The 25,869-nt window shown below is 42.6% G+C and carries 28 protein-coding genes and 4 tRNA genes; 29 read left to right on the top strand and 3 right to left on the bottom strand.

Features of this window, described 5'->3' with window-relative positions; all coding sequences use genetic code 11:
* Positions 1 to 126 precede the first annotated feature (126 nt).
* The 12 genes from ACZ449_RS22155 to ACZ449_RS22100 all read left to right on the top strand — a co-directional run bounded on the left by ACZ449_RS22155 (position 127) and on the right by ACZ449_RS22100 (position 10,805).
* Positions 127 to 2,232 carry a sigma 54-interacting transcriptional regulator gene (locus tag ACZ449_RS22155; RefSeq protein ID WP_464258220.1) on the top strand — a complete coding sequence of 702 codons (2,106 nt, stop codon included), beginning with the start codon at positions 127 to 129 and terminating at the stop codon, positions 2,230 to 2,232.
* 220 nt (positions 2,233 to 2,452) lie between these two features.
* Entirely contained in the window at positions 2,453 to 3,451 is a 999-nt protein-coding gene (dhaK, locus tag ACZ449_RS22150) for a dihydroxyacetone kinase subunit DhaK (RefSeq protein ID WP_464258219.1), read from the top strand.
* A 39-nt stretch (positions 3,452 to 3,490) separates the two neighbouring features.
* Positions 3,491 to 4,099, top strand: a complete 609-nt coding sequence (gene dhaL, locus ACZ449_RS22145; RefSeq protein WP_464261917.1) for a dihydroxyacetone kinase subunit DhaL — start codon at positions 3,491 to 3,493, stop codon at positions 4,097 to 4,099.
* Positions 4,100 to 4,101: 2 nt separating this feature from the next.
* On the top strand, positions 4,102 to 4,494 hold the full coding sequence (dhaM, locus tag ACZ449_RS22140; protein ID WP_464258218.1) for a dihydroxyacetone kinase phosphoryl donor subunit DhaM: 393 nt from the start codon (positions 4,102 to 4,104) through the stop codon (positions 4,492 to 4,494).
* Positions 4,495 to 4,532: 38 nt separating this feature from the next.
* Positions 4,533 to 4,799: an HPr family phosphocarrier protein gene (locus ACZ449_RS22135; RefSeq protein WP_464258217.1), complete on the top strand. Its 267-nt coding sequence runs from the start codon at positions 4,533 to 4,535 to the stop codon at positions 4,797 to 4,799.
* Positions 4,800 to 4,802: 3 nt separating this feature from the next.
* Positions 4,803 to 6,515, top strand: a complete 1,713-nt coding sequence (ptsP, locus tag ACZ449_RS22130) for a phosphoenolpyruvate--protein phosphotransferase (RefSeq protein WP_464258216.1) — start codon at positions 4,803 to 4,805, stop codon at positions 6,513 to 6,515.
* A gap of 330 nt (positions 6,516 to 6,845) precedes the next feature.
* Entirely contained in the window at positions 6,846 to 8,129 is a 1,284-nt protein-coding gene (locus tag ACZ449_RS22125) for an adenylosuccinate synthase (protein ID WP_464258215.1), read from the top strand.
* Positions 8,130 to 8,290: 161 nt separating this feature from the next.
* Positions 8,291 to 8,366 (top strand) — tRNA-Lys (locus tag ACZ449_RS22120).
* A gap of 44 nt (positions 8,367 to 8,410) precedes the next feature.
* A tRNA-Glu gene (locus tag ACZ449_RS22115) sits at positions 8,411 to 8,485 on the top strand.
* Between the two features lie 100 nt (positions 8,486 to 8,585).
* A tRNA-Val gene (locus ACZ449_RS22110) sits at positions 8,586 to 8,661 on the top strand.
* Between the two features lie 677 nt (positions 8,662 to 9,338).
* Positions 9,339 to 10,292 (top strand): formate/nitrite transporter family protein, encoded by a 954-nt coding sequence (locus ACZ449_RS22105; RefSeq protein WP_464258214.1) that lies wholly within the window; start codon positions 9,339 to 9,341, stop codon positions 10,290 to 10,292.
* Positions 10,293 to 10,328: 36 nt separating this feature from the next.
* Positions 10,329 to 10,805 (top strand): hypothetical protein, encoded by a 477-nt coding sequence (locus ACZ449_RS22100; RefSeq protein ID WP_464258213.1) that lies wholly within the window; start codon positions 10,329 to 10,331, stop codon positions 10,803 to 10,805.
* A gap of 131 nt (positions 10,806 to 10,936) precedes the next feature.
* Here ACZ449_RS22100 and ACZ449_RS22095 read toward each other — a convergent pair whose 3' ends face one another.
* Genes ACZ449_RS22095 through ACZ449_RS22085 form a run of 3 tightly spaced genes read right to left on the bottom strand, consistent with a single transcriptional unit; the run spans position 10,937 to position 14,082 of the window.
* Positions 10,937 to 11,632 (bottom strand): cache domain-containing protein, encoded by a 696-nt coding sequence (locus tag ACZ449_RS22095; protein ID WP_464258212.1) that lies wholly within the window; start codon positions 11,630 to 11,632, stop codon positions 10,937 to 10,939.
* Positions 11,633 to 11,656: 24 nt separating this feature from the next.
* Positions 11,657 to 12,385: a LytR/AlgR family response regulator transcription factor gene (locus tag ACZ449_RS22090; protein ID WP_464258211.1), complete on the bottom strand. Its 729-nt coding sequence runs from the start codon at positions 12,383 to 12,385 to the stop codon at positions 11,657 to 11,659.
* Positions 12,382 to 14,082 carry a histidine kinase gene (locus ACZ449_RS22085; RefSeq protein WP_464258210.1) on the bottom strand — a complete coding sequence of 567 codons (1,701 nt, stop codon included), beginning with the start codon at positions 14,080 to 14,082 and terminating at the stop codon, positions 12,382 to 12,384. The genes ACZ449_RS22090 and ACZ449_RS22085 overlap by 4 nt, the downstream gene beginning before the upstream one ends.
* A gap of 248 nt (positions 14,083 to 14,330) precedes the next feature.
* Between ACZ449_RS22085 and ACZ449_RS22080 the strand changes: the two genes are divergently transcribed.
* The 17 genes from ACZ449_RS22080 (at position 14,331) to ACZ449_RS22000 (ending at position 25,605) form a co-directional block, all read left to right on the top strand.
* Entirely contained in the window at positions 14,331 to 14,981 is a 651-nt protein-coding gene (locus ACZ449_RS22080; RefSeq protein WP_464258209.1) for a phosphoribosyltransferase, read from the top strand.
* Between the two features lie 328 nt (positions 14,982 to 15,309).
* Entirely contained in the window at positions 15,310 to 15,459 is a 150-nt protein-coding gene (locus ACZ449_RS22075) for a hypothetical protein (RefSeq protein WP_464258208.1), read from the top strand.
* Between the two features lie 667 nt (positions 15,460 to 16,126).
* Positions 16,127 to 16,201: transfer RNA gene (locus ACZ449_RS22070), tRNA-Gly, on the top strand.
* Positions 16,202 to 16,387: 186 nt separating this feature from the next.
* A complete protein-coding gene (locus ACZ449_RS22065; protein ID WP_464258207.1) occupies positions 16,388 to 16,987 on the top strand; it encodes a helix-turn-helix domain-containing protein in 600 nt (199 codons plus the stop codon).
* Positions 16,980 to 17,159 carry a helix-turn-helix domain-containing protein gene (locus ACZ449_RS22060; RefSeq protein ID WP_464258206.1) on the top strand — a complete coding sequence of 60 codons (180 nt, stop codon included), beginning with the start codon at positions 16,980 to 16,982 and terminating at the stop codon, positions 17,157 to 17,159. The genes ACZ449_RS22065 and ACZ449_RS22060 overlap by 8 nt, the downstream gene beginning before the upstream one ends.
* A gap of 586 nt (positions 17,160 to 17,745) precedes the next feature.
* Complete coding sequence (locus ACZ449_RS22055; protein ID WP_464258205.1) at positions 17,746 to 19,494, top strand: IS1634 family transposase; 1,749 nt, start codon at positions 17,746 to 17,748, stop codon at positions 19,492 to 19,494.
* Positions 19,495 to 19,622: 128 nt separating this feature from the next.
* The gene (locus ACZ449_RS22050; RefSeq protein ID WP_464258204.1) at positions 19,623 to 19,973 is read left to right on the top strand and encodes a hypothetical protein; all 351 of its coding nucleotides are present in this window, start codon (positions 19,623 to 19,625) and stop codon (positions 19,971 to 19,973) included.
* Between the two features lie 67 nt (positions 19,974 to 20,040).
* Positions 20,041 to 20,343, top strand: coding sequence for a hypothetical protein (locus ACZ449_RS22045; RefSeq protein ID WP_464258203.1), 303 nt, complete (start codon positions 20,041 to 20,043; stop codon positions 20,341 to 20,343).
* Positions 20,344 to 20,368: 25 nt separating this feature from the next.
* Complete coding sequence (locus tag ACZ449_RS22040; RefSeq protein ID WP_464258202.1) at positions 20,369 to 20,980, top strand: hypothetical protein; 612 nt, start codon at positions 20,369 to 20,371, stop codon at positions 20,978 to 20,980.
* Between the two features lie 305 nt (positions 20,981 to 21,285).
* Positions 21,286 to 22,425, top strand: a complete 1,140-nt coding sequence (locus ACZ449_RS22035; RefSeq protein ID WP_464258201.1) for a sigma-70 family RNA polymerase sigma factor — start codon at positions 21,286 to 21,288, stop codon at positions 22,423 to 22,425.
* A gap of 208 nt (positions 22,426 to 22,633) precedes the next feature.
* The gene (locus ACZ449_RS22030; protein WP_464258200.1) at positions 22,634 to 22,822 is read left to right on the top strand and encodes a helix-turn-helix transcriptional regulator; all 189 of its coding nucleotides are present in this window, start codon (positions 22,634 to 22,636) and stop codon (positions 22,820 to 22,822) included.
* Positions 22,823 to 22,865: 43 nt separating this feature from the next.
* A complete protein-coding gene (locus ACZ449_RS22025) occupies positions 22,866 to 23,162 on the top strand; it encodes a hypothetical protein (RefSeq protein WP_464258199.1) in 297 nt (98 codons plus the stop codon).
* 215 nt (positions 23,163 to 23,377) lie between these two features.
* Positions 23,378 to 23,758 carry a hypothetical protein gene (locus ACZ449_RS22020; RefSeq protein ID WP_464258198.1) on the top strand — a complete coding sequence of 127 codons (381 nt, stop codon included), beginning with the start codon at positions 23,378 to 23,380 and terminating at the stop codon, positions 23,756 to 23,758.
* 35 nt (positions 23,759 to 23,793) lie between these two features.
* On the top strand, positions 23,794 to 24,045 hold the full coding sequence (locus ACZ449_RS22015; RefSeq protein WP_464258197.1) for a hypothetical protein: 252 nt from the start codon (positions 23,794 to 23,796) through the stop codon (positions 24,043 to 24,045).
* Positions 24,045 to 24,638: a hypothetical protein gene (locus tag ACZ449_RS22010; protein WP_464258196.1), complete on the top strand. Its 594-nt coding sequence runs from the start codon at positions 24,045 to 24,047 to the stop codon at positions 24,636 to 24,638. The genes ACZ449_RS22015 and ACZ449_RS22010 overlap by 1 nt, the downstream gene beginning before the upstream one ends.
* Before the next feature lie 42 nt (positions 24,639 to 24,680).
* The gene (locus ACZ449_RS22005) at positions 24,681 to 24,890 is read left to right on the top strand and encodes a hypothetical protein (protein ID WP_464258195.1); all 210 of its coding nucleotides are present in this window, start codon (positions 24,681 to 24,683) and stop codon (positions 24,888 to 24,890) included.
* A 100-nt stretch (positions 24,891 to 24,990) separates the two neighbouring features.
* On the top strand, positions 24,991 to 25,605 hold the full coding sequence (locus ACZ449_RS22000; RefSeq protein ID WP_464258194.1) for a helix-turn-helix transcriptional regulator: 615 nt from the start codon (positions 24,991 to 24,993) through the stop codon (positions 25,603 to 25,605).
* The last annotated feature ends 264 nt before the right edge of the window (positions 25,606 to 25,869 follow it).

Genomic DNA, 25,869 nt, shown 5'->3' with positions numbered 1-25,869 from the left:
TACGCTTTTGATTAAGAGCGTATGCCTGTTTGTATTTCTGTGAGCAAACATAACTTTTTGGGGTTTGCTTTACACTGTCGCAGTGCAGTACAATGATTTTAGAATAGAGCAACGGGGTGAATGGTTGTGGATAGTAGCAAACAGGCAGTTATCGCCCATGAAAAGGGGTTGCATGCCCGGGTGGCAGCCATGATTGTCCAGAAGGCGCATGAACTGGAACGTAAATGGCAGGTTAAGCTGTACTTTCGCCGGTCTGACGGTCTGCCGGTGCGGGCTGTCAGTATGATGCCATTGGTAGCGCTCAGGGTTAAACAGGGTGATTTGCTATGGGTAGAGGCTATAGGTCAGTCGGCAGCAGCGGCAACTGAGGAGATGAAGGCCTTGCTCGAAAGCGATTTTCAGCAAGGTGATGCTATCCTAATGAGTCAGGTTGATACTTTGTTGCAAGATAATGCCGTTACAGCTGACCAGATATTTGTCAGTATGGCCAATGGGTTGATGGTTACTGATGAAAGCGATGTGATTACCGTCTTTAACCCAGCAGCTGAACGTATTTTGGGTATTACCGCTAACCAAGCCATTGGCAATAAAGCCCAGGTCGTTATTCCCGGCTCACGCTTACACATTGTTGCTCAGACCCGGCAGCCTGAAATCGGTTGTCGTCAGTTTATTGGCAATTTGGCAATTATCACCAACCGGACGCCAATTATTGCCGATGGTCAAGTGCGGGGAACCCTGGCTATTTTTGAAGATATATCAGTGCTAGAAGCTGTGACAGATGAACTTACAGCGGTAAAAGAGCTCAAAGAACGGTTGCAGTTAGTATTGGAGTCGGTGCAAGATGGTATTTGTGTAGTTGATAGAACCGGGTACATAACCTATGTTAATCCGGCCTATTTAGAGCTTGTTAGTCAGTCACGACAAGAATTAATTGGGCAGAATGTCCGGCAGCTATCTTCTGATGGCGCACGCAGCCGGGTGCTTACTACAGGTCAGCCAGTTATCGGCAGTCTTACTGCCAAACCGGGCGGGGTTACGTTGATCGCTAATGTTAGTCCGATTATTGTGGATGGTGAGATTACGGGAGCCGTATCTGTTGTGAAAAATGTCAGTGAAGTACATAAGCTGATGGATACACTTAATCATGTATCAGCCAAAGCAGAATATTTCGAGCAGGAGCTAAGGCGGACACACAAGCCGGGAACGGCTTTTCACAAATTCATTGGTCAAAGCGGCAAGGTGCGGGAAGCTTTGGCTATTGCCGCTAAAGCGGCAGGCAGCAGTGCCACGGTGTTAATTATTGGCGAGAGCGGTACTGGTAAAGAATTGGTTGCTGAGGGTATTCATTATGCCAGCCACCGCGCCGATGGTCCATTTATCAGAGTCAACTGTGCCGCTATTCCCGAAGGTTTATTAGAGAGTGAACTATTTGGCCATGAAAAAGGAGCATTTACCGGCGCTGTTCGCCAAAAACCGGGGAAGTTCAGCTTGGCCGATAAAGGGACAATTTTTCTTGACGAAATTGGTGAGATTAGCAAGAGTATGCAGGCTAAACTGTTGCGAGTGCTGCAACAACGGGAGTTTACCCGGGTTGGCGGAGAAACAGTTATTAAGGTGGATGTCCGGATCATTGCCGCCACCAATCGCGACTTGGGGCAGCTGGTGGCAGCGGGTGAGTTTCGGGAGGATTTGTATTACAGACTGCATGTTATCCCAATCCTTTTACCAACGCTCAGGGAGCGGGTGGCAGACATTCCGCTTTTGGTTGATTATTTTTTGCATAAGATTATTACAGATCAGGGTAAGAATATTAGAGGTATTGCCGGTGAAGCCCTTGCTGGTTTGATGGCTTACCGCTGGCCTGGTAATGTGCGGGAACTGGAGAATGTGATTGAGCGAATGGTAACATTGGCTGATGGTTTGTTGCTGACAGTTATCGACTTGCCGCTATACCTTCGCGGTCAGGGGGGCACGACTGCTGCCGCCGAGTCAACATTGGTGCTGCCGTTTAACCCTGATCAAACAGCTGTTTTGCCGTGGGTAGAATATGAAAAGCAAATTATAACGCTGGCTTTGGCTAGGTATGGCAGCTTCAATGCCGCAGGCAAGGCTTTGGGATTAACTCATAAGACAGTGGCAGCCAAGGCTCAAAAGTATGGAATTGACAAAGTAGTCTCTTGGGAAAATAAGAACAACATGGTAAAAAGTATCAACAATAATAAACCTAGTTGATACTTTTGTACAATGGTTGCTGGGAATGTAAGGTGGCTATATTGACATAATGAAAAAAGATAAACGCCAAGACTGCTATGCTGACACATGTAATGGCTGTAAGCTTGGTTCATCACGAGGCAGTACAACAGGGCGCGCTCTTTTTTGGTATGTTTCTTGCAATATTTATTAAAACAGACCGTACGACGGGACAGTAAAATTGGCGAGGAGGTTTTGATTAATGAAAAAGGTTATTAATAATGCCGAGCAAGTGGTAGAGGAAATGCTGCAAGGGCTGGTTTTGGCTCATCCCCAGTATGTTAAACGGGTGGAAGGGTTTGATGTACTGGTCCGTGCTAATTCACCAGTACAAGGGAAAGTGGGATTAGTATCTGGCGGCGGCAGTGGACATGAACCATCCCACGGCGGTTATGTCGGGCGCGGAATGCTAGATGGTGCGGTAGCCGGTGCGGTATTTACCTCGCCGACACCTGACCAGGTATATGAGGCTGTTAAAGCCGTTGATGGCGGTAAAGGGGTATTGCTGGTTATCAAAAATTATACTGGTGATATCATGAATTTTGAAATGGCCGCCGAAATGGCCGACGCTGACGGCGTTAAAGTGGCCAAGGTTGTTGTTAATGATGATGTAGCAGTAGAAAACAGTACTTGGACTACCGGGCGTCGTGGTATTGCCGGAACTGTGTTTGTACATAAGATTGCTGGTGCAAAAGCGGAGCAAGGCGCAGACTTGGCCGAAGTACAAAAAACCGCAGAAAAGGTTATTGCCAATGTGCGTTCCATGGGAATGGCATTATCGCCATGTACGGTGCCAGCGGCAGGTAAACCTAGTTTTACGCTGGCTGAGAACGAGGTTGAAATCGGTATGGGTATCCATGGTGAACCAGGTACTCATCGGGAGTCCATCCGGACAGCAGACGAGACAGCGGCACATTTACTCAATAAGATTTTGGGCGATATTGCGCTAAATGCTGGTGATGAAGTGGCGGTAATGGTCAATGGCTTAGGCGGTACACCACTCATGGAATTGTATGTAGTTAATCGCAAGGTAGCAGCCTTGCTTGCTGAGAAAAACATCAAGATTGCTAAGACCTATGTTGGCAATTATATGACTTCGCTGGAAATGGCCGGTTTCTCCATTACTGTACTGAAACTTGATAGTGAGCTCAAAGAGCTGTTATTTGCACCGGCAGACACCCCGGCATTGGTTCAATTCTAGAAGAGAGAAGGAATTCGAGTGGCAAATGGTATTGCGGCAATGGAAGCCCTGGCCGATGTAATAATAGCCAATAAGGAAAAACTTACTGAACTTGATGCCGCCATCGGTGATGCGGATCACGGAATTAATATGACGCGCGGCTTTGAAGCAGTACGCACCAAACTGGCTGCTGCCAAGCCTGAGGATATTGGCGGTTTGCTCAAGCTGGTTGGGATGACGCTGATATCAACAGTGGGCGGTGCCTCCGGGCCGCTTTATGGTACAGCCTTTATGCGGGCCGCTGCTGTTGCGCACGGGAAGACTGCGATAGACACTGATACAGCCGCACAAATACTTAATGCTGCCATTGGTGGGATTAAAGACCGGGGCAAAGCCGTTCGTGGTGAAAAGACTATGCTTGACGCGCTTGAGCCTGCATATGAGGCTTTCACCCAAGCCATGGCCAAGGGAGCGTCGCTGACAGACTGTCTGACATTGGCGACAGCCGCTGCCGCCAGTGGGGTTGAATACACGAAAACCATTATTGCGACAAAAGGGCGAGCCAGCTACCTGGGGGAACGCAGTATCGGCCACCAGGACCCGGGTGCGACCTCTTCATATCTCATGCTAGCAACACTTACCGCGTTTGCTAAAGAACAGGAGGCGTAAGCATGGTAGGAATAGTTGTAGTTTCGCATAGTGCCAAGGTGGCAGAAGGTATCTGCGAATTGGCTGGACAAATGGCGGCCCCAGGACAAAAGCTTATTGCCGCTGGCGGCATGGCTGACGGTGATATCGGCACAGATGCTTTTAAAATCCAGGCAGCGATTGAAGCCGCCAATACCGGTGATGGTGTTCTGGTTATGGTTGATTTAGGCAGTGCTGTCATCAGCGCTGAGCTGGCAGTCGATATGCTTGATGAGGAGTTAAAAAGCCGGATAGCTATCGCCGATGCCCCTATACTGGAAGGAACGGTAGCTGCTGCTGTTGATGCATCTATTGGTCAGTCCTTAGTAAGTGTGGCAGCTACCGCGGAAGGGGCTCGTGATCTGCGGAAACGGTAAGGGAAAGAATATACCCAGACTCAAGTGGAGGAATAGATATGACTAAAATAGAAGTGGTACTTACCAATGAGGCCGGGCTACATGCCAGACCAGCGGCACAATTTGTCCAAAAGGCAGCAGGGTTTAGCAGCAAGGTAACCATTCACTCTGGCGGTAAAACAGCCGATGCCAAGAGTATACTGGCAATTATGGGTCTGGGATTAGGTCAGGGGAGTAAAATAGAGTTAACTGCCGATGGCCCGGACGAAGGAGAATGTCTCGCTGCGCTAAGGGCGCTGGTTGAAGGCAATTTTAGCGAGGGTTAACCGATGGAAGAGATATTACGTGGAACTGGGGTTGTACCAGGGATTGGTATTGCCACCGTAAAGGTGTTGTCAAGTGATTTAACTAATGATTTAAAACAATATGAAGCAGGTACGCCGGCGCAGGAAGCCAGCAGACTGGCGGAAGCTATTCAAGTGGCAAGTGCTGAGCTTGTGCAGATGAAAGCGGCGGCGCAAACGAACGGTCAACAGAAGCAGGCCGATATTATGGATGCCCATTACACTATGACTAATGACCCTGAGCTTGCCGCTGCTATGGCTGCAAAAATAGAGCAAGGTATAGTAGCACCGCAGGCAGCGCTGGCGTCTGCTGACGAATTTGCTGCCTTATTTGACGCCATGCCTGATCCATATCTGCGGGAACGTGCCGCCGATGTGCGCGATGTTGGCAGGCGACTGGTGCGGCTCTTAGTCGGAGCCGGACAAATCCAATATGGCGTTGAACCTGTTGTGTTGTGCGCGCAGGAAATAGAACCATCCCTGGCGGCCGGTATGCCTGAGGACCAAGTGCGCGGCATAATATTGGGCCAGGGCAGTACCACCTCACATACCATCATTATTGCCAAATCACGGGCGATACCGGCGGTTACCGGTCTGGGCGATGCCGTAACCCGGATTGTAGATGGTATGCTTGCTGTTGTTGACGGTCATGCCGGCCAGGTTATTCTTAACCCTACACCAGAGCATTTGGCCGATTACCAAGAGAAAGCCGCGGCTGAGGCTGCCCGTATGCGTCAGGACAGTGAAGTAGCAGCGCTTGCGGCAGTTACGAAGAATGGCACTAAAGTGCAACTGGCCGCCAATATCAGCTCACCTGCAGATATGACCGCAGCGCGCGCGCAGGGGGCGGAGGGGGTTGGCTTATTCCGTAGTGAATTTTTGTTCCTGGGGCGTGATGTCCCGCCAAATGAAGAAGAACAATTTGCCGCCTATAAAGCAGCCGCCGAGCAGTGTGGTCAGCATCTGTGTGTTATTCGAACAATGGATATTGGCGGCGACAAACCGCTGAGTTACCTAACTATCAGCAAAGAAGAGAATCCATTTCTTGGCTGCCGGGCCATTCGTATCAGCCTTAAGCGCCCCGAACTGTTTATTACCCAGCTCAAAGCTATCCTGAGGGCAGGTGCTTACGGCAGTGTCGCCATTATGCTGCCCATGATTATCAGTGCTGCGGAAATTATCGCCGCCAGACAGTACGTGGAGCAGGCCAAGACTGAACTTGCCCAAGAGGGCAAGGTCTTTGGGGCTAGCGTGCCAATCGGTATTATGATCGAGACCCCGGCAGCTGCTATTACCGCCCGCGAGCTAGCAGGCGAATGTGATTTTTTCAGTATTGGTACTAATGATCTAGTGCAATATACGTTAGCTGTTGATCGAGGAAATTCGGCTGTGAGCTCGCTCTATAGTCATTTCCACCCAGCGGTGCTTAGGTTGATCGATGGTGTGGTAAAAGCCGGTCATGAGCACAAGATATGGGTGGGCATGTGCGGTGAAATGGCCGGTGATCCATTGGCGGCACCGCTCTTAGTGGCTATGGGTTTTGATGAACTCAGTATGAGTGCACCTGCTATTCCCCGAGTAAAAGAAGTCATCCGGCGTTTTGCGGACGAGCAAATGCGGCAAGTGCTGGTTAAGGCACTCGCCTTGAATGATGCGGATGACATCCGCAGTCTGCTCCGTGACTTTGGCCAAAATTAGGGATAGTACAGTAATTATTGACCTGCAGAGAATGTCTGCAGGTCAATAACATTTTCCGAACAATATTTATATTATTGATATAATCATTCGATTTATTTATTGACAGCCATTATCTGCTAATGCTATGATAAACAAGGGAAAAAAGGGGAAAAACTAAAAGAGTTATTTTGCGATAATCATAGGTGGCCCGGTTCGGAGTGTAATATTGTAATAGAATAAGTGAAGAAGCCGCAACTGGATAAGAATGGTTAGCTGCGAGGCGCAAAGTGTCTGAGAGATAGCGAAGCAGATAGCCGTTTATATCTAGTTGCGTATGAAAGGATTGATGATATGTCTTCTGTAGTTGTCATTGGAACCCAATGGGGTGACGAAGGAAAAGGCAAGATTGTTGATTACTTAGCAGAACAAGCCGACGTTGTAGTTCGGTATCAAGGTGGGAACAATGCTGGTCACACCGTAGTTGTTGACGGTACGGAGTTTAAACTGCATTTATTGCCATCAGGCATATTATATTCAGGTAAAACCTGCGTAGTTGGCAATGGCGTTGTAATTGACCCGGCCGTTATGCTTAAGGAACTGCAAGGCATGAAAGATAAAGGTATTGATACCTCAGGTTTAAAAGTATCTAATCGTGCGCATATTATTATGCCTTATCACCGATTGCTTGACGAAGTAGAAGAAGAGTCCCGCGGGGATCGTAAAATTGGCACAACCAAACGTGGCATTGGGCCATGTTATATGGATAAAAACGCTCGCTCAGGAATCCGGATGGTTGATTTGATGGATGAAGAGGAATTCTGCTCTAAGCTGGAGTTCAATCTGGAAGCCAAAAACCATCTACTAAAAGCCGTGTACGGTGTAGAGGGCTTTGACTTTGAACAAGTCAAACAAGAGTATCTTGAATATGCCCGACAACTTAAGTCCTACGTGACTGATACAGCTGCCGTTTTGCATACATCTATAAAAAATGGCCAAAAGGTGTTATTTGAAGGGGCGCAGGCCACCCAATTAGATCTGGATCATGGCACCTATCCCTACGTAACTTCCTCACATCCCATCGCCGGTGGCGCCTGCATTGGTGCTGGCGTAGGCCCAACGCAAATAAATAAGGTGATTGGCGTAGTTAAAGCCTATACCACACGAGTTGGTGAAGGTCCCTTCCCAACTGAACTTACTGATGAAGTGGGCGAAACCATCAGAGAACTTGGTCATGAGTATGGTACAACAACAGGTCGTCCCCGCCGTTGCGGCTGGCTGGATGCCTGCGTGGTACGTTATGCTGGTTATCTTAGCGGCATTGAGTATATGGCAATTACCCGCCTGGATATCCTCGACAGCTTGAAGACCCTTAAAATTTGTACTGGCTACAAATATAAAGGTGAGATCATAAACGAGTTCCCTGCCAGCCTCAAGGTCTTAGCTCAGGTTGAACCGGTTTATGAGGAACTGCCGGGTTGGCAAGAACCTACCTGCGCTGTAAGAAGTTATGAGGCATTGCCAGCCAATGCGCGTCGCTATGTCGAACGCTTGAGCGAAGTCAGTGGTATTAAGATTGGTATTGTTTCTGTTGGTCCTGGTCGTGAACAGACAATGATTCTTGCTGATATGTTTTAAGTGAAATAACAAAAATACCCTGCGACGGCGCAATGTCATTAAGTTAACCATAATGACATTGCGCGACGGCGGGGTATTTTTGTTGTTTTGAGTGAACATTTCCCAATAAACTGATATTGACAAGCCTATGACCATATTGTATAATTTAACCTTGTGAAGATGATCCACTAGCTCAGTTGGTAGAGCACCTGACTTTTAATCAGGGTGTCCCGCGTTCGAGCCGCGGGTGGGTCACCATTTTTCTATCCAATCCAGTCCAGAAGGTCTGGTAAAACAATACTGGCCCGTTGGTCAAGCGGTTAAGACACCGCCCTTTCACGGCGATAACGGGGGTTCGATTCCCCCACGGGTCACCATATAAGCAGAGAGCCAGGTTTCTACGAACGAAAGTGACATAGAAACCTGTGCGAATCGCTTAGTTCCAAGCGATAGCACGGAACATCCTTAAATTATTTCGGGCGATTAGCTCAGCCGGGAGAGCGCCTGCCTTACAAGCAGGATGTCGGCGGTTCGATCCCGTCATCGCCCACCAAGGAAAAAGGAAGAGTCTTTGAATTTTATTTCAAAGACTCTTCCTTTTTGAACTCTCCAATTAGCAGAAAATTTAATTAATACATCACCAGTCAGTCCCCAAAAATAACTTTTCGGTAACGATATTGTGCAGTTGGGTAATCGTTTGTGGAAGGTGTATGATTTTACCATATATAATAATGATAAGTTCATTTTGTAGGTGGATAAGTCGTGCTTCTTTGGCGCCAGGGATGCGAAGCCATTTAATAGTTATAATATTTTAATTATTGCAACTCCATCTTCATGTTATGGTGAACTATACTGACATAATACGGAAGGAGTGTGTTTGCTAAGTTATTAATGGCGACGCACAACGGGAGCAACTCGGATTTACCATTCACAATTGGCTGCTTAGCGATAGCTGACAGTTATATTTTGATACTAAGGGGGCACATAGTATAGTTGCTCTTGGTGGTATTTTATTTAGGTTACGTACTTTTATTACAAATTTTAGTGAAAAGACTCCTGAATCTGTAACAGAACACGGAAGCTGACATAGTAGAGGAATAGTATTAGGATTGGGAACTTCGTATTGCTGAAAGAGTTTTTAATTATGGACACTGAGATGCTCACTTGGTTACAGGTGGTTTTGCGGGAGATTTAGTCTGAATATATCAATAATAATGAGGGGGTATTACTATGGGTCTTATTAATTCACCTGCTCAAATGGTTGGCATAGCCTATAATGCTGGTAAAGCAAAAGGGGATTTGTCGACAGGTCAGTTGTTCGTGCGCGGTATCATGGGTGGGGTATATATCGCAGTCGGTGCTGCTTTTTGCACCATTGCCATGACAGGTGTCGCACCTTTGCTGGGTGCCGGATTTGCCAAATTGATTGGCGGTGCCGTATTCCCTATTGGCCTGATCGCCATCATTCTTACAGGTATGGAGTTGTTTACTGGCGATGCTATGTTATTGCCAATGGCTGTCTGGGCGGGAAAGAGCACCTATGGAAAACTTGTTAAGAACTGGTCTTTTGTATATCTCGGTAACTTTGTTGGTTCGCTGGCCTTTGCCGCTGTTGTCATTATGGGGCCGTTTACTCAAGGGAATTTCGCGGCGGCTGAACCAAATGCCTTTGGCCTCATGGCCGTAACCGTTAGTATTGGCAAGATTCTTACTTATAAAGCGGCGGGAGACGTCGGGCTGTTGTCCTTATTCTTTTCCGGAATTGGTTGTAACTTTATTGTCTGTCTAGCCGTTCTCCTGGCTATGACTGCCCAGGATGCCATTGGTAAGATTTTGGCCATTTGGTTCCCAATCATGTCCTTCGTCGTTATTGGTTTTGAGCACTGTGTTGCAAACATGTACTTTCTGCCTGCAGGTAAATTACTTGTGGATAGTTTCCCGAGTTTAATCACTAAAGTGGGAGCTGACGGCAAAGCCTGGAATGCTTTGCTCCAGACCAACGGCGGTATTTCCTGGTATGATATTATGGTGTGGAATATTATCCCGGTTACGTTAGGTAACATCGTTGGTGCTGTCATCGTTATTGGTGCTACCTACCACTACTGCTTTAAATGCGATGCCTGTGGAGCTGCTGCTACCCCAGCTGTTGATTCCAAAGGAGTACCGGTGATGAATGCTAAATAGTAAAAGTCAGTTGGTGAACTAAGGAGGGAATTTGTATTGCATATGTCCGTCTTTGCATATATCAGTCTAGGAATGGGCACTTCTGTCATACTCTTAGCATATCTGCTAAGTCCGGATGCTAAACTGTCACTTACTCTGCTGCCTATGGTTCTGCTCCTAGGTGGGATTCCGATGCTGATGAACGTAATGAATAGGCGGCATGTGGATAGAATGGATCTTCGTCATGTCAAATTAGGCAAGATTAAGGATCTGGCCAAAAAAGCAATCGGTGAGCAGGTGCGGATTAGCGGTACGGTTACTGCGGTATCACAGCAATGGTTGAATCGGCCTAATTTTCAGGTTGTTGATCCCAGCGGTGAAATCGGTGTTTATATGTTTGTGGCGCCACGTGATAAAATCAAAGGTGGCGACCAGATTGAAGTAGTTGGTACGTTGCGCTGGTCCTTCGGGTTCAAAAAGAAGAACAAAAAGATTTGGGGCCTACAAATGGAGAAAATTCCTGCGCTGTCTTGATATAGGAGTTATCTTGCCAAAACACTGTAGGGAATAAACTTCAGGATGTTCTAAATGATAATAGGGCTGTGGAAAACTTAGAGATAAGTTTTCCACAGCCCTATTTTACTAGCGTGCCCCCGTTGGCGTCCTCAGCTGCGTGGTGCCTTTTTATGGTTTATTGTTTGTGAATTTATTGGTCCTGCTCGGGCGGATGATACCGTTCCCCAGGTATCAACAGGAATAAAGCAGGTAGCAGCTAGCGCAAATAACAAGGCAATACGCGCTGATAGTATGGCAACGGCAATAAAGCTTTGTTTGAGTTGATCGGCCAGTTTTTTGGAAACGCCAATATAAAACATACCGATAATATGGTCAGAATCGTCTTTTATTGGGGCATAGCCTGTTTGGTATTTAATGCCGACGACCTCGGCCTCACCAATATATATTTTACCACCTGTCAGCACAGTTTCGCTAACATAATCGGCTGCGATAGTACCGGTTGCTCGACTACCATCGCGCATAATATTGGTAGAAACGCGAGTGTTATTCAAAAAAATGGTGACAGTGTCATCTGTTAAGCGACCAATCCTATCTACTAACTCGGTATCATCATTGATCCGAGCACTGCCTTTGTATAGCTCACCAGCTACCACATGCCAAGACCCAGGGTGCATATAGTCAGCAATTTCCTGGGCAGTGGCCAAATCAGACTTAGCTTTTTCGGAGATAGCCACTTCAATTTGAGTATGCATGTCACGGATAGTAATAATACCCATGACCAAAGATAACAACAATGCTGACCCAATGATAAAGACGGTAAACCTAGTTTTGAGACTAAGCTGCATGGCTAACCTCCTTACAGAAAAGTTCTACTTCAGCCCCAGTGCAATTTTAAGCTGTTTTACCCGGTTGCGGCTGACAGGCACTTCTTGTTTGTTGGCATCATTCATGCGCAGCAAATAGGAGCCGTGAAACCAAGGGATGATTTCAAGTATTTCATCTAAGTTAATAATATACTGTCGATGAATGCGCAAAAAATTGGCTTCTGTTAATAAGTTATCAAATTCCTGCAAGGTTAACATGGCCGAAAACTCGTCAGCGCGGGTACGTACATAGACATCTTTATCCTTGACGTAAATAAACACAATATCACTTTTGTTCATTGGCACGATTTTGCCGCCAGATAGTACGCAGACCTTGGCAATTTGCGACACCTTCTCAGCTGTGGCCCTAGAGGATAAATGCCGTACCTTGGTCATGGTTTGGGCGAGTTTTTCAGCAGTAACCGGCTTAGTAATATAACCAATAGCCGGTGTGGCAAATGCATCGACAGCGTGTTCCGGATAAGCGGTAATAAAAACAATATAGGGCGGTCGAGTCATGCTGTTTAGCTTTTGGGCCATCTCAAGGCCTGACATACCAGGCATACTGACATCCAGGAATACTAACGTTGGCTTCTTTTCCAGAATAAAAATAAGTGCATCAACACAATTAGTAAACTTGGCGCATACCTCAATATCTTGGTGTTGGCTCAGCAGGTATTCAATTTCGTCGCAAATGGGTTGTTCATCATCAACAATAACTGTTTTTGTTTTCACACTACACCACTTTCTTTCTGAATTGATAGATTTTGCTGGAAGGGAATGCGTAGCCAAATTTCCGTGCCGAATGGTGGCCGCGAGGTTATGGTTAGGCCGTATTTTGTTCCATAGAGACTAGTTAAGCGTTGATGCACATTGGTTAAACCCACTCCGTCTGAATGGCCGGCCTGAATTTTGGCTAGTTTTTCCGGGGGAATCCCCACGCCATTGTCAGAAATAGTTACAATCAGAGTATCTTCCTCAATATAGGCTTCAATGGACAACAGGCAGCTGCCTAGTTTTGGAAACAAGCCGTGATTTAAGGCATTTTCTACTAATGGCTGCAATGATAAGGCAGGGATTAGGGCAACAGCTGCCTCGTCATCGACATTAACAGCGACGTCCAGTCTGTCACCAAAGCGGGACATCGCAATTTCCAGGTAGGCCATAATAGCAGCCAATTCATTTTGTAATGTTACCAGTTCATCTTGATTGGAATAGCCTTGCTGCATCAAGGTTGCCAGACTTCCCAGCAAGCTGCGGGCTTTATCCGGATCAGTACGGCAAAAGGACATTATAATATTAATCGTGTTAAAGAGAAAGTGAGGGTTAATTTGGGCGCGGAGGGCTTTAAGCTCAGCCTTTTCCCGCATTTTTCGTTGCTTATCAACTTCAGCCAGTTGAATCTGGACAGATAGCAAATTTGCAATTCCATCAGCAATGTGGATATCTAGTTCAGACACTGTATTTTCGTGAACACGGGCTATTTCGATGGTTCCAATTACCTTGTCGCCGGAGAACAGTGGTACCACAACGCTGGACTTTAGTGGGCAAAAGGGAAAGGGGCAGCCCCGATCGGACGGAGTATTAATAACTTTCATAGTCTTGCTGGCGACCGCGTCTTTTACAGCAGCCGAGAGAATCGGCGCGCCTGGTTTATGGTGATCGGCACCCTGGCCGATAAAGGCTAGCCGTTTATACCTGCCAGTGATGGAGACCGCATCTACTTGTGTTAATTCGTAGATAATACTTGCTGTTACTGTGGCTGAATGCGAGTTGAAACCCAGCCTGAGGAACGGGAGTGTGCGACTGGCAATGTCCAGGGACAATTGTGCGGCGCGTGCCCCGTAAATATCCTGTTCCGCCTCAATCCAATTAATAATATATAAAAATAGCCATACACCGATAGTGCTGACACCCATAGTAAGCACCGCTGCTTTAAAGTTAAAAAACATCGTAGCTGTGGAAGCCGGAAACAGTGTAATCAGGATTATTTGACAAAGCTCGATAACTAAGGCTACAGTCGCACCAGTTAGTGGTGTAATTTGGTGGAAATTAAACCGAAGGCGTAACATACCGGAAAGGGTCCCAGCAACAATAAGGAAAAATGGCAGCTGTATGGATGAATATTCTACCAATATTAGGTAACTGGCACAAATAAAACCCACTCCAAACCCAGATACAGGCCCGCCAGCAATACCCCCGAGGATTACTCCAATTAAACGAGTAGTTACGCGTGGCTGATCCCAGGGCAAGGTGCTGTAGTTGCCTGTTATTGCTAGAAAGGCAAATAGGACAATTAAGGAGAATTGGCTTGCCCAGTGGAAGGGATAACGAGCGCAGCGCATAATAAAACGGCTGCGGGCTGTAAGATAGGCTGTCATAGCGATAAAAGACAAAGCGCTTACTGTTTCTAATAGAGTAAAAACCGTCATAAATGCCTCCATGTTAATCTAAAAAAGTATTCGGCATAAGAGTGAAATCCCCCTTTTTAGCAATAGTATTTTTTCAAAATATTATATAAAATTCAGTTTTAATATGCAGCAATCGAAAGTAGTAGGCTGTCGACAGTTCGAGTCTGTCCCGAGGTACTATAAAAAAACCTTGCGATAGGCAAGGTTTTTTTGCATTAAAATCATAATGGCCACAAAACATATAAGTAGAAAATTAAGGAGGGTGAGCTATGTTTGACAATCGTATTCATGCAGGACAGCTTTTAGCAGAAAAATTAGCGGAACTAAGCCTGAAAACCCCCTATATACTAGCAGTTCCCCGCGGTGGGATTGTGGTGGCATCTCCTATTGCGGCTAAACTGCAGGCTAAGATGGGCGTTCTTATTGCGAAAAAAATCGGACATTCACTGAATCCAGAGGTAGCCATTGGTGCAATTATGCCTGATGGCAGTTTGATTCACGACAACCAATATGTTAGCGGTATTGGGATAACGCAGGAAAGCTTTGACGAAATAACAGCAAAAGCCCGTGAGATATTTGATCAGCAGGTTAAGGCCTATGAGTCCCTGATTATTAAAAATCACGAAGTTAAAGGCCGTGACATTATTGTTGTTGATGATGGTATTGCTACAGGCTATACCATGCGTGCTGCAGTAAAGTGGCTGCAAAAATGGAACCCGGCTAGTATAACTGTCGCTGTGCCGGTAGCACCATCTGATGTTGCCCATAAACTGCGGGAAGAGCAAGCTGAGGTTGTGTGCATCGAAGAGCCAGATGTATTTACGGCAGTCGGCACTTACTTTAAAGAATTCAACCAAATGACAGATCACGAAGCTTTGGAGTACCACCGGCTTGCGCCGAATGCTATTGTTCGGCTGTAGATAAATTGATTCTTAGTTTTAGGTGGGGGTTTAACCTATCTGAAGTTAAGTCGAACAATTCCAGGGACTTAGCCGTCTAAGAGAAAAACCCATCATAAAAGGCAAGGGTAGTATCCCAAAGTTGATACTACCCTTGCCTTGTTGCGTTGCATGAAGACGGCGTTTTTTCCCGTAATTTGGGTTGCAAATCAGGGGAAAATCACCTAAATGTAAGACAGGTTTTACCAAAATAAATGTATTCTGAATACATTTATTTTCTGGGAGGAGAATGAGAAACATCAATTGAAAGAGTAATTAGAAAATTAAAAATAAATAGGGAGGGGTAGCGGTGGCTGATATTTTGTACAAATGTCAAAAGTGTGGCTTGATTCAAGAGGCAAAGGATGGAAAGAAACCAGAGACTTGTGAGCAATGCAGCAGTAAAGATATTACTACAATATCTCAGCAAACAGGACAATTAGGATGCGTTGGTAAATAGAACAAACTTATCACAAGAGTACCCCCTCTGCAATTATCAGAGGGGGTACTCTTGTGATGTTTCAGGGTACAACAATGGCAAGACTTTATTTATCTTTATAACTTTGAGCGGGATGCAGTTGCATGTACTATTAGACTGCAGCAGTGTATACAGGAAAAGTAACGGGGCCTATTAGCCCCGGGGAATGGTATGGTGAAGGATACCGTTGGTCATGTGCATGGCATAATAATACTATCGGAAAAGCTAAGTTAATGAAGATACGGATTGAATACACAGATGGCAGTACCGCACAATTAAATGGTAATGAAATCAATTATATTCAGTTTTAATAGTTGACTCTTTAAGTAACATGCCACAGACTTTAAGTAATCCTTAGCATTCAGGTATATTTCAAAAGTAACCTCATGCTAATGAGTGCGATAATTTCAGTAGTTGAGCATTCCTTAATAATCCCATACAGGTTCCAAAGTGAGCCTGTTTTTCTTTGCCCATTCCTACAATTACATCAATGATGCAACAATTGGTATTCAACAGCACTTGCACATGTTACACAGAAAATGATATAATATGCAAGCAAAGGAGGAGTACCGGCTTCTTGAATGTTGTACTCTTGATTTTGCATAAGAAAATGCCATAGAACCCATAGGGCATTTAGTGTTTATATGATGCGGGCGTAGCTCAGTGGTAGAGTACCGGCTTCCCAAGCCGTGGGTCGAGGGTTCGAATCCCTTTGCCCGCTCCAGTAAAATCAAGCCTTCCAGGCAAATGCCTGGAGGGTTTTTTCTTTTGTTTCTGTAATGTTTCTGTAATGAAAAAAATATCAATGCGAAACAGTGCGATAAAATGTTTAAACTTAGTGCGAATTAATGCGAAAAATAGTTGACATTCAATTGGTGGCGGGTGTATTATATTTACAGGAGGTGATTTTATGGCGAAACATTGCGGATTAACAACAAAAGAAATTGCAGAAATCTTTGGCATTACTGTTAACACTGCTAAACTGTGGTTGAAAAATGGTAAGATCAAGGGGCAAAAGATAGGTAGAGACTGGAGGGTTGATCCTTTAGAACTCAAAGGGTTAATTACTCCCGGTATGATAGTTGGCTTTTGCGAAGCAACAGACGGGATGCAAGAGTTAGCGAAAAAGCTTTATCCTGAAGAATGGCAAAAGATGCAAGATGATGAAGCTGCATTTATTCAAGAACGAGAAGAGGAGATGATCCTTAACAATATCAGAAGACCATATTCAGAAGAAATTGCATTGCGATTCCCTTATCCATACGATGATGACGAAGTTGTATTTGTCGCTGAAGATGGACAAGAGTGGTGTGCTGATGAGCCTGAAGTATATTGGGGTTACTACGAAGACAAGCTTAAAGAAGAGCAAAAGAAATTTGATAAGCTTTTTGAGATGCTGCAGAAGAAATACAACATACACCAACGCGAGCTAGACGAAGTCAAAAGAACTGCAGAGAACATTCTCCTGTTTAGGCTGGCGGGTTATAAAGGGGGTGACGAGAGTGTTTAATGAAACTGCCTTTTATACAATTGATGAAGCCGCAAAGTACCTAAACCTACCACGTATGCAGGTCTATCGTTTGTGTAGAACAAAGGGATTCCCAGGTATGAAAATTGGGAAACACTGGAGAATTAGTAAACCAAAGCTCACAGAGTGGACACAAAAATTTCCAACAAGCTAGTGTTAAGGCGAACCAGTGTATTCCCTAAGAAATCCAATATTATTAAGGAGTGGTGTTATCGAAGAGATAAACTTGTTAAACAAAAAAAATAAGACACTCGTCAAAGTGTCCTACTTCTATCTGTTGTTCTAAATTGTCTTTTGTAGTATTGTGCGTCAACACGATACTACAGCAGCAAACTTAATGTCAGCATCAAAAGTGGTTTATAGAAGTCTCTATAGAACCTGTACTTTTCCATGGCTTGCACACTATTTTACATTATATATTATACAGCAATTATGTTGACAATACAAGATGCTGATATCAAAAAAACAAAAATTTGAGGAGCGTGTTTATAATGATAAAGCTAACTTGGATCAATTGGAATTGCGAAAGTGATAGTGCAGAACTTACTACTATAGATGATGCTAGAAGATTTATTGAGGAATATATTATCGAGCAACCTATTTCGGGAGTTTGACACTTGTATAAACAAAAAATGCCCTTGAAGCCTTGAAATAGGCTTATTTTTTTGTCAAATTTTTCTTTTGATTATCGAGTAATATCTAATAATGTGTTATAATATAGGTGACAGGAGGTATTCGTTATGCATTTGAGTATTGTTCAGTCCAAAAATTCTAAATCTCTATATGTCATTCGTTCTACTTATAAAAACGGTCGCAATTCTTCTGAACGAGTGGAAAAGCTCGGCACCTATACTGAATTATTAGAAAAACTAAACGGCCAAGATCCTATCGCGTGGGCCAAAACCTATATTGATGAGCTCAACAAAAAGGAAAAAGCCGGCAAACGCGAAGTAAGTATCTCATTTTCTCCAGCAAAACACATCGGGAAAAATCAGCAAGTCCTTTTTAACGGCGGATATCTTTTTTTGCAAGTTATCTACTATGCTTTAGGTCTTGATTCGATCTCGAAAGCCATTTCGAAAAAACATAAATTTGCCTTTGATCTTAATTCCATTCTTTCTAATTTGCTATATGCCCGAATTCTTTTTCCCGCCTCCAAACTTGCCACCATGCAAATTGCACAAAAATTCCTTGAACCTCCTTCCTTTGAAATTCAACATATTTATAGGGCTCTTGGCATTATTTCCGAAGAAAGCGATTTCATTCAATCCCAACTATATAAAAATAGCCGCCGCACCCTCGATAGAAATACTCACATCCTCTACTATGATTGCACAAATTATTTCTTTGAAATCGAACAGGAGTCCGGTCTTAGACAATATGGTATGTCTAAAGAACACCGACCGAACCCGATTGTTCAAATGGGCCTCTTTATGGATGGTGACGGCATCCCGCTGGCATTCAATATTTCCAAAGGCAACACCAATGAACAAGTGACTCTGACTCCGTTAGAGCAAAAACTTCTGAAAGACTTTGAACTATCTAAGCTTGTTGTTTGCACCGATGCCGGTCTTGCTTCCAACGCAAACAGAAGATTTAACGATAAAAAAAATCGAGCCTTCATTACCACTCAGTCGATAAAAAAGTTAAAGAAACCTTTACTGCAGTGGGCTCTTGCAAAATCAGGATGGTTTATTCCAGGCACTGACGGTACTTTTGATCTCACAAAACTCGATACAGACGATACCCTTTATAAGGCCTATAAAAATACCACTTTTTTCAAAGAACGCTGGATAAAAGAAAATGACTTAGAACAACGCCTGATTGTTACTTTTTCTTTGAAATACAGGGATTATCAAAGAAAAATACGCAGCTCCCAGTTAGAACGTGCCATGAAGCTTGTTCAAAAAAATCCGCAGAAAATCGGTAAATGCCATTCAAATGACTTCAAACGCTTTATCGCGAAAAAAAGTATCACTCCCGATGGTGAAATCGCTGCAAAAAACTTGTATAGCATCGACGCAGAACTCATCCTAAAAGAAGAAATGTTTGATGGATATTATGGTATCTGTACTAATCTGGAAGATGATGCACAATCCATCATACATACAAATCATCAACGTTGGGAAATTGAAGAAAGCTTTCGCATTATGAAAACAGAATTTCAGGCACGCCCCGTTTATTTGAGCCGCGATGACCGCATTCACGCTCATTTTACAACATGCTTTTTAGCACTGACTCTGTATCGCCTTTTAGAGAAGATCCTCGACGAACGCTTCTCTTGCCACAGAATTATAGATGGCCTGCGCAATTTCAATTTTTATAAAGTCGCTTCCGAAGGCTATATGCCTACCTATGTCAGCGATGACTTTACAGATCTACTTCATGAAAAATTTCAATTCCATACAGACCGACAAATTATTCCAACTCAAGAAATGAAAAAAATTTTTAAAGCCACTAAAAACGAAAAAACATTACTCAAAAAGTAAGAAAATACGAAGTGCCTAGAACCCTTTATTTTCAAGGGTTCTAGGCACTTTTTTCTCTTGCAAGTGTCAAACTCGGGAATACAAGATGCTGATATCAAAAAAACAAAAATTTGAGGAGCGTGTTTATAATGATAAAGCTAACTTGGATCAATTGGAATTGCGAAAGTGATAGTGCAGAACTTACTACTATAGATGATGCTAGAAGATTTATTGAGGAATATATTATCGAGCAACCTATTTCTATAGACTCACTTAGGGTTACTGATGGTGCCAAAGAATATTCATGCAGAGTAACTACTAGTGGAAATCACAATGATGCAACTGTAGTTACTTGGTTAGACCATAATGGTGAACCCGATGAACAAACATTGAAGAACTCTACAGATGCCATGCAGTTTATTGAAGAGTATCTGCTTGGACAACCTACTGTTCTCAATTCGATTAAGTTAGGAGAACAAAGTTTAAGCCTAGTGATATAACTTAGGAGGGCTAACTGCTCTCTGTGGTTAGCCCCATTATTACCTAATAATGAGAGGAGAATAACTTATGAATAGACTTCGTGAAATCGCCAAAGAAGTAGAGGAACTCGATAAGCAAGCAGAAGGTAATGAACTTTACCAGAAGGTAAGTAAGTTGTTTTGTGAAACGGCAACAATTCAAGCGCAGGATATACAAGAATCCAATAAGAGGGTACATAGGTTTATTGAACAACATAAGAGTCTACAGGTTACTCACTATCAAGTAGTAGAGTTAAATGATTTGATGTATGACTTTATAGTAACCAATGGCTTACTAAGCGAACTGCAGGGATATATTGAGGAGAACGAATCGGCCAAGGTACTTCATTAATCTAAACTGAGAGGAGAATCATTAGATGTTAACAGTACTTACTAATAGTATTCCCAAAGTCAAACCGGACTATAACAGTATCTATCATGAAGCATTTAAGAGGGCATTAAAGCGACCTAATATACATCAAGCTATATTCTATGGAGTTAAGTATATTGTCACTATGTCTGAACCGGAGAAAGTAACTATAGATGAAGCAATGCTTAAATTCGAGATAATACACATAGTAACCGAATTGATATCTATGGTAACGCCTGGAGACCTAATCCAGATATTCCCTGTCAGTAAAGAATTCGATGGTGAGAAGTGGGGAAGCAAGGACTACTTCTACACGATGCAAACGATTAACCAAATGGGTATCAATGAGGTCATAGGTAACAAGGTTCAGGATTTGCTTTGGGATTATCAAAACACTAATATCAGTGAATTCCTAGTGGCTCTACTAAGTAATTTGAGTGATATTCGCCGCCTACATGGTCACAAGGGTATTGCAGAGGAATTCTGTGAGGAACAGGGCATTCCCATGTATACAACTCATAAGGACGCTAGTGATTGTGAGTATCTGCAGGATAACACTACAGGTAAAGCAATGAGGCTCAAAAGAAAGATGCCAAGGTATATCAAATGTGTAAAGTAGAACGTTAATTAACAAATAGATCAAAAGAGAACTTGACGGATAATTACCGCCCCTTCTCTTACTAGTAATAAAGATGCCTAGATATATTCAGAGGGTGAAGTAGGAGGAGAGATAAATAATGAAAAACAGGTTTAAATCAACTACTACTATTGGCAAAACCATAAAATGAAAGTGCTAATTTACTGGCTTTATCAGGTAGTATTTCAGAATTGTGTCACAATGTATAGGGCAACTTTAAATACTACTCAGAACCCCAGGCTAGTGAATTTTCATTATCCATAATTTGTGAGAGGGAGGGGCGGGACATGGATATGGGAGAGGCGGAAGATGAAGCAGTATATGATATAACTTTTGATTGTAAAGCTAGGGATGAACAGAAGTATGTAGATGCTGAAGTTAATGCTAAAAATATGCTAAGAAAGTGCTATTCTGAATTACGGAAAATAAAAGACGATGACGTTAGAAAAGAAATAGCGCGAATGCTCAAGGAAACAGACCTTCCGTTATATGATAATTGGCATTATACGCCTATATTGTACTATGAAGGTTTTCAGATGGATGATACTGAAGGTGATGATATAACCTTTGAGCCAATATCAAATAATTGTAGTTTGGAACAGATGGTTATAGAGGAGAACCTAATAGATATCACAAGAGATATGATAGCTAAATTATCTCCTGTAGAACAAGAAGTTATTACATTGTATTACTTTGAGCAAAAGACGCTGGAGGAATCCGGTAAGATAATCAATAAGGCCGCAAATAGAGTCCATGAGATCCGCGAGAGGGCATTAAAGAAACTTAAGAAGCTGGATATATCATTAGATATCAAAGCGTTTATTAATGAGATCACAGACTGGAATGATACTATATATAAACCTGTAGACAAAATGCTTCCGATAGCTGAATATATTCCCAACGCTTCACCATGTAAACTTATGGGTTATCTACATAATTCGTTCCATGATAAAGCCACGGTATGCCCAGGAGCATATGCTGCAGATAGTCAAACATTAATTTGTAGCAAAAAACTGTACATAAATAATCCTGAGAATATTCCTAAGAAACATATGACAATACAAAAAGTAGCCGAAGCATTATTCATAGGGAAAAACGAGATTGAGAAATTAAGGGATATTGGTAGACTACCTTTGGATACTGAATCTAAACAGAATAATATTAATGGGAAGGATTTAGTTGATTGCCAGAATGAAGTATATTTCAAAGGTCGTAAGAGTAATAAAAAGTATTGGTGTAAGAGGAAACAATTTAAGGATCAAAGGAAATACATAGAGATAAACCATCCAAACTATAACTGTCATAACTGCTCAAATAGATGCTCATGTATCGCCGGGGCGGGAGAGTACAAATGGAAACAAGCTTGGCCTAATAGTGATTTATGTGTTAGGATTAACTATGAAAATAAATATTTAAAAGTGTCTTGACAATATCGAACTATCAGTGATATAATTAAAGATTACAATAAATCGGAAAAAATAGCAATTACCCCCTATATATAAGTAGAGGGTATAAAAAAGAAATTTTCAAATTAGGAATTTTATAAGGTTAGATTAGATCACTCAGGCAATTTGCTTGAGTGATTTTTTATGGGCATTTTGCTAAACAAAGTTTATAAACAGGAGGTGAGACTGAATGTCGGTATTATCAAAATATCGTAAATATCGAATGAAAGCTTGTTTAACACAAGTACAAGCAGCAAATATTTTGGGAATCTCAAAGACTTATTTATGCCTAATTGAACAACTTAAACAAAATCCAACCAGAGAGCTACTAACTAAAATGATAAGTTTGTATCAATGCAGACCTAGTGACCTGTCTTAATTTTTACCTATTGACTAAACAAAATTTAAAAGGAGAGATTCAAATGGAAGTTGTTGGAGTTAGGTTCAATGAACCAAGCAAGCGGCACAAGTGGACGTTATCTGCAATAAGCCTAGTTTTGGTTTTTGGTGAAGACAAAATAAGAATTGCAGACATCATCTTAGGTAAAAACGATAGAGTAGGGTATTTCATTAAGTGGCCTACACATAGAGGCATTGACAGGAACGATGGAAGCACTAGATATTATTCAGTCGCGCATTCGATGACTGATGCCACTTATGACAAAGTTTATAGAGCTATTGTATCCGAATGGGAACGGAAGGAGGAACACCTGGAATAAGCAGCGATATTCAATTTAAGCCACACAGAAGGGACATAATCACACTAGCCGATATACTAACTGAGGATGGACTACTAATTGAAAACCTGGAACTAATCAAAGGCAAAGGTACTATCAGAACAAAACCAAAGGTTAACGCTATGCTATTCAGGGAAATCATCCAGCAGTACAAAGTTTACATGATAGAAAAATATGGGACTATGGAGGAATATTAAATGGATGAAGCATTCGTAAAGGTACTTAGAGAGTATGGTGCTATGAAAAACGCTAACGAACGAAAAATTATTGAGTACTATAGGAACTTACTTGAAGACAAGACGGAAGAAATTGAGAACCTTTTGAATATCGCAAAGATTAATGTGCATCAAGGGGAGATACATTTAGAGTCAATAGAGGATACACTCACAGAGATACTTAAGGAAAACCCAATGTTAACAGTAGCACTCAGTAAACTAATAATGAACGTATATTTACTAACGGTTTGCTCTAACACTGAGTTATTATCTCCAGATAGTATTGAGTTTGAAGTTAGTGAAATCCAAGATGCACTTCAGGTTATAAATAGTATTTGTACAGGTTATCTACAGGAAAACTAAGATCAATAATATTAAACGAAAAGGATGGATGTAGAATGAAGTCACTTACAGAACAAATCGAGGCAATCCAGGAGCATAATCCAATGATGTATGCAGAACTAAAACGGCTGATAACGAATTCATATCTAATAGTGGAACACTCTAACAACGGTATGGATTTACCTGTAGTTATAGTTGGAACGGAAGAAATTAGCAAAGCAGCCAGAGGTATTTTAGGTGTATGCGACTGTTATAGTTCAATGTTTGACTGTGGAAACTGTACAAAAAATTGTGAGGAGTGTTGTTAATGAAATATTCAGCGACAATAGAAATGAAATGTGATACCTGTAGGAAAACAATCAAAGGTCAAACAGAAATTCGATATGAGATGACTGTCGATAAAGATAAGAATGTAACTTTTGAATGGTGCTGTGACTCATGTTTTGATAAGTTCTTGAAGTCCTGGGAGACTAAAGAGCTACTAAACTACAAATCTGATGGATATATTGGTGGATCTTTGTTCAAAGTCAAAATGGCAGATGGCAGGGTACTAGATGGAACTTACAGCAATATCGTAGGCGTACCAACAACGAATTTTAAGGATGCACCGGACTCATTTACAGAAGCAATTCAAGGACATATTCAACAATGGAAACAGAAGATCGCAAGCGAGGAATACCAAGCTGAACAAAAGAAACTAATCTCAGATATCCGTTTCAATGACGCTCAGAATGTTCCAACATTGGACTTTGTTACTAAAGGTAACTTGCGTATGGATGGCGTTAGATACAGAGTGACAGCTAAAGGTGATATTCTAGTTGATCCAGTTGCAGGAGTACCAGACTTTGTACTGGAACAGATACCGGGAGAATTCGAGAAGTTCAAACGGGGGATAGCGTAGACTATCCCCTTTTGTTTTATCTGGGAAGGAGATGTGCGTTTAATGACACGAGAAGATAAACTGATGATAATCCTAGAGGCAGAGCCAATGCTAGAGGACAATATTAACAAACTAATCACAGCAGCTTATACATTGGTCAATGATGGTGGAAAGGATCAACATAAGGTTGAGTGTGAGAATCTTAAGTTACATGAGATATTTAAAGAGATTGGTCAAATATTCGTAAGTTACTACAAGGGTGGGCTTGATTAGCCTACTCTTTCTTTTTGCCTGGAGGAGACACAGAGTGAGACTGGAGGAGTCGTTTATATGAGAAAAATTATTAAGTATACGAAGGAATGGTGTTGTAGATATGATAACGAAGGAAAAGCTTTATGAACAAGGATACCGCGCAGATTTAGAACAGGGGAATCATTTGTACTATTGCGACCATTGCAAGAAAATCACGAGATCAAAGCAATGGGATAGCAGTCTCTATAATTGCTGTGGTGATACTACAGATTATCATTATATAGCTCACTTAGAAGCCGCAGTCAACCCGCCCACTAAGGAACAAAAGGTAAAACTGGATATATGTCATGATGATCCGGTGCTTAAGCAAGCAAGAACTGAATGCAAATCTAAACTTTCTAAGCTGCAACGCCACCTGTATTTTTGCGATTCGTGCCACAAGGTACACACTCAGACTAATTATGAACCAAGTTTACCTTGCGATTGCGGGAATACTTTGATGCTCAAGTATACCTATATAGCTGGCAAAGAGTACTTCTCATATGGTGAAGCTACGGGGCAACAGATAAGCGTAGATAATTTTGTTAAGCAGGTCAGGAAGTCCCTGGGATTATCACAGAAGATGCTTGCTAAGTTACTTGGAGTTAACCAACAGTTTATGTCAGCTATGGAACAAGGTACTAAACAGATACCGCAGCATGTCACTAGCAAGCTTACAGATATGTATTTTGAGTAATACCTAGGTAGTGAAATTAAGTGGCCTATAGTTTGTATCTAAGTCTGATTTTACTACCTAATAAGCCCTTGATTTTAGCGGGTTAAAATACCTAATTTAAGCAAAGGAGTGGTTGCGTTATTGCAAAACCAAAGAAAGCTGCTGAAGCACCAAAGAAGGAGCCATTGGTTATTACTTATGAACTCGGTAACTTAACTCCATCATGCAAATGGATTTTATGGGTTAACCAAATTTACAAGGTTGATACTAAACATGAGGAATCAT

This window comes from Desulfosporomusa polytropa (assembly GCF_055380075.1).
This window is presented reverse-complemented; position numbering and strand designations above follow the sequence as displayed.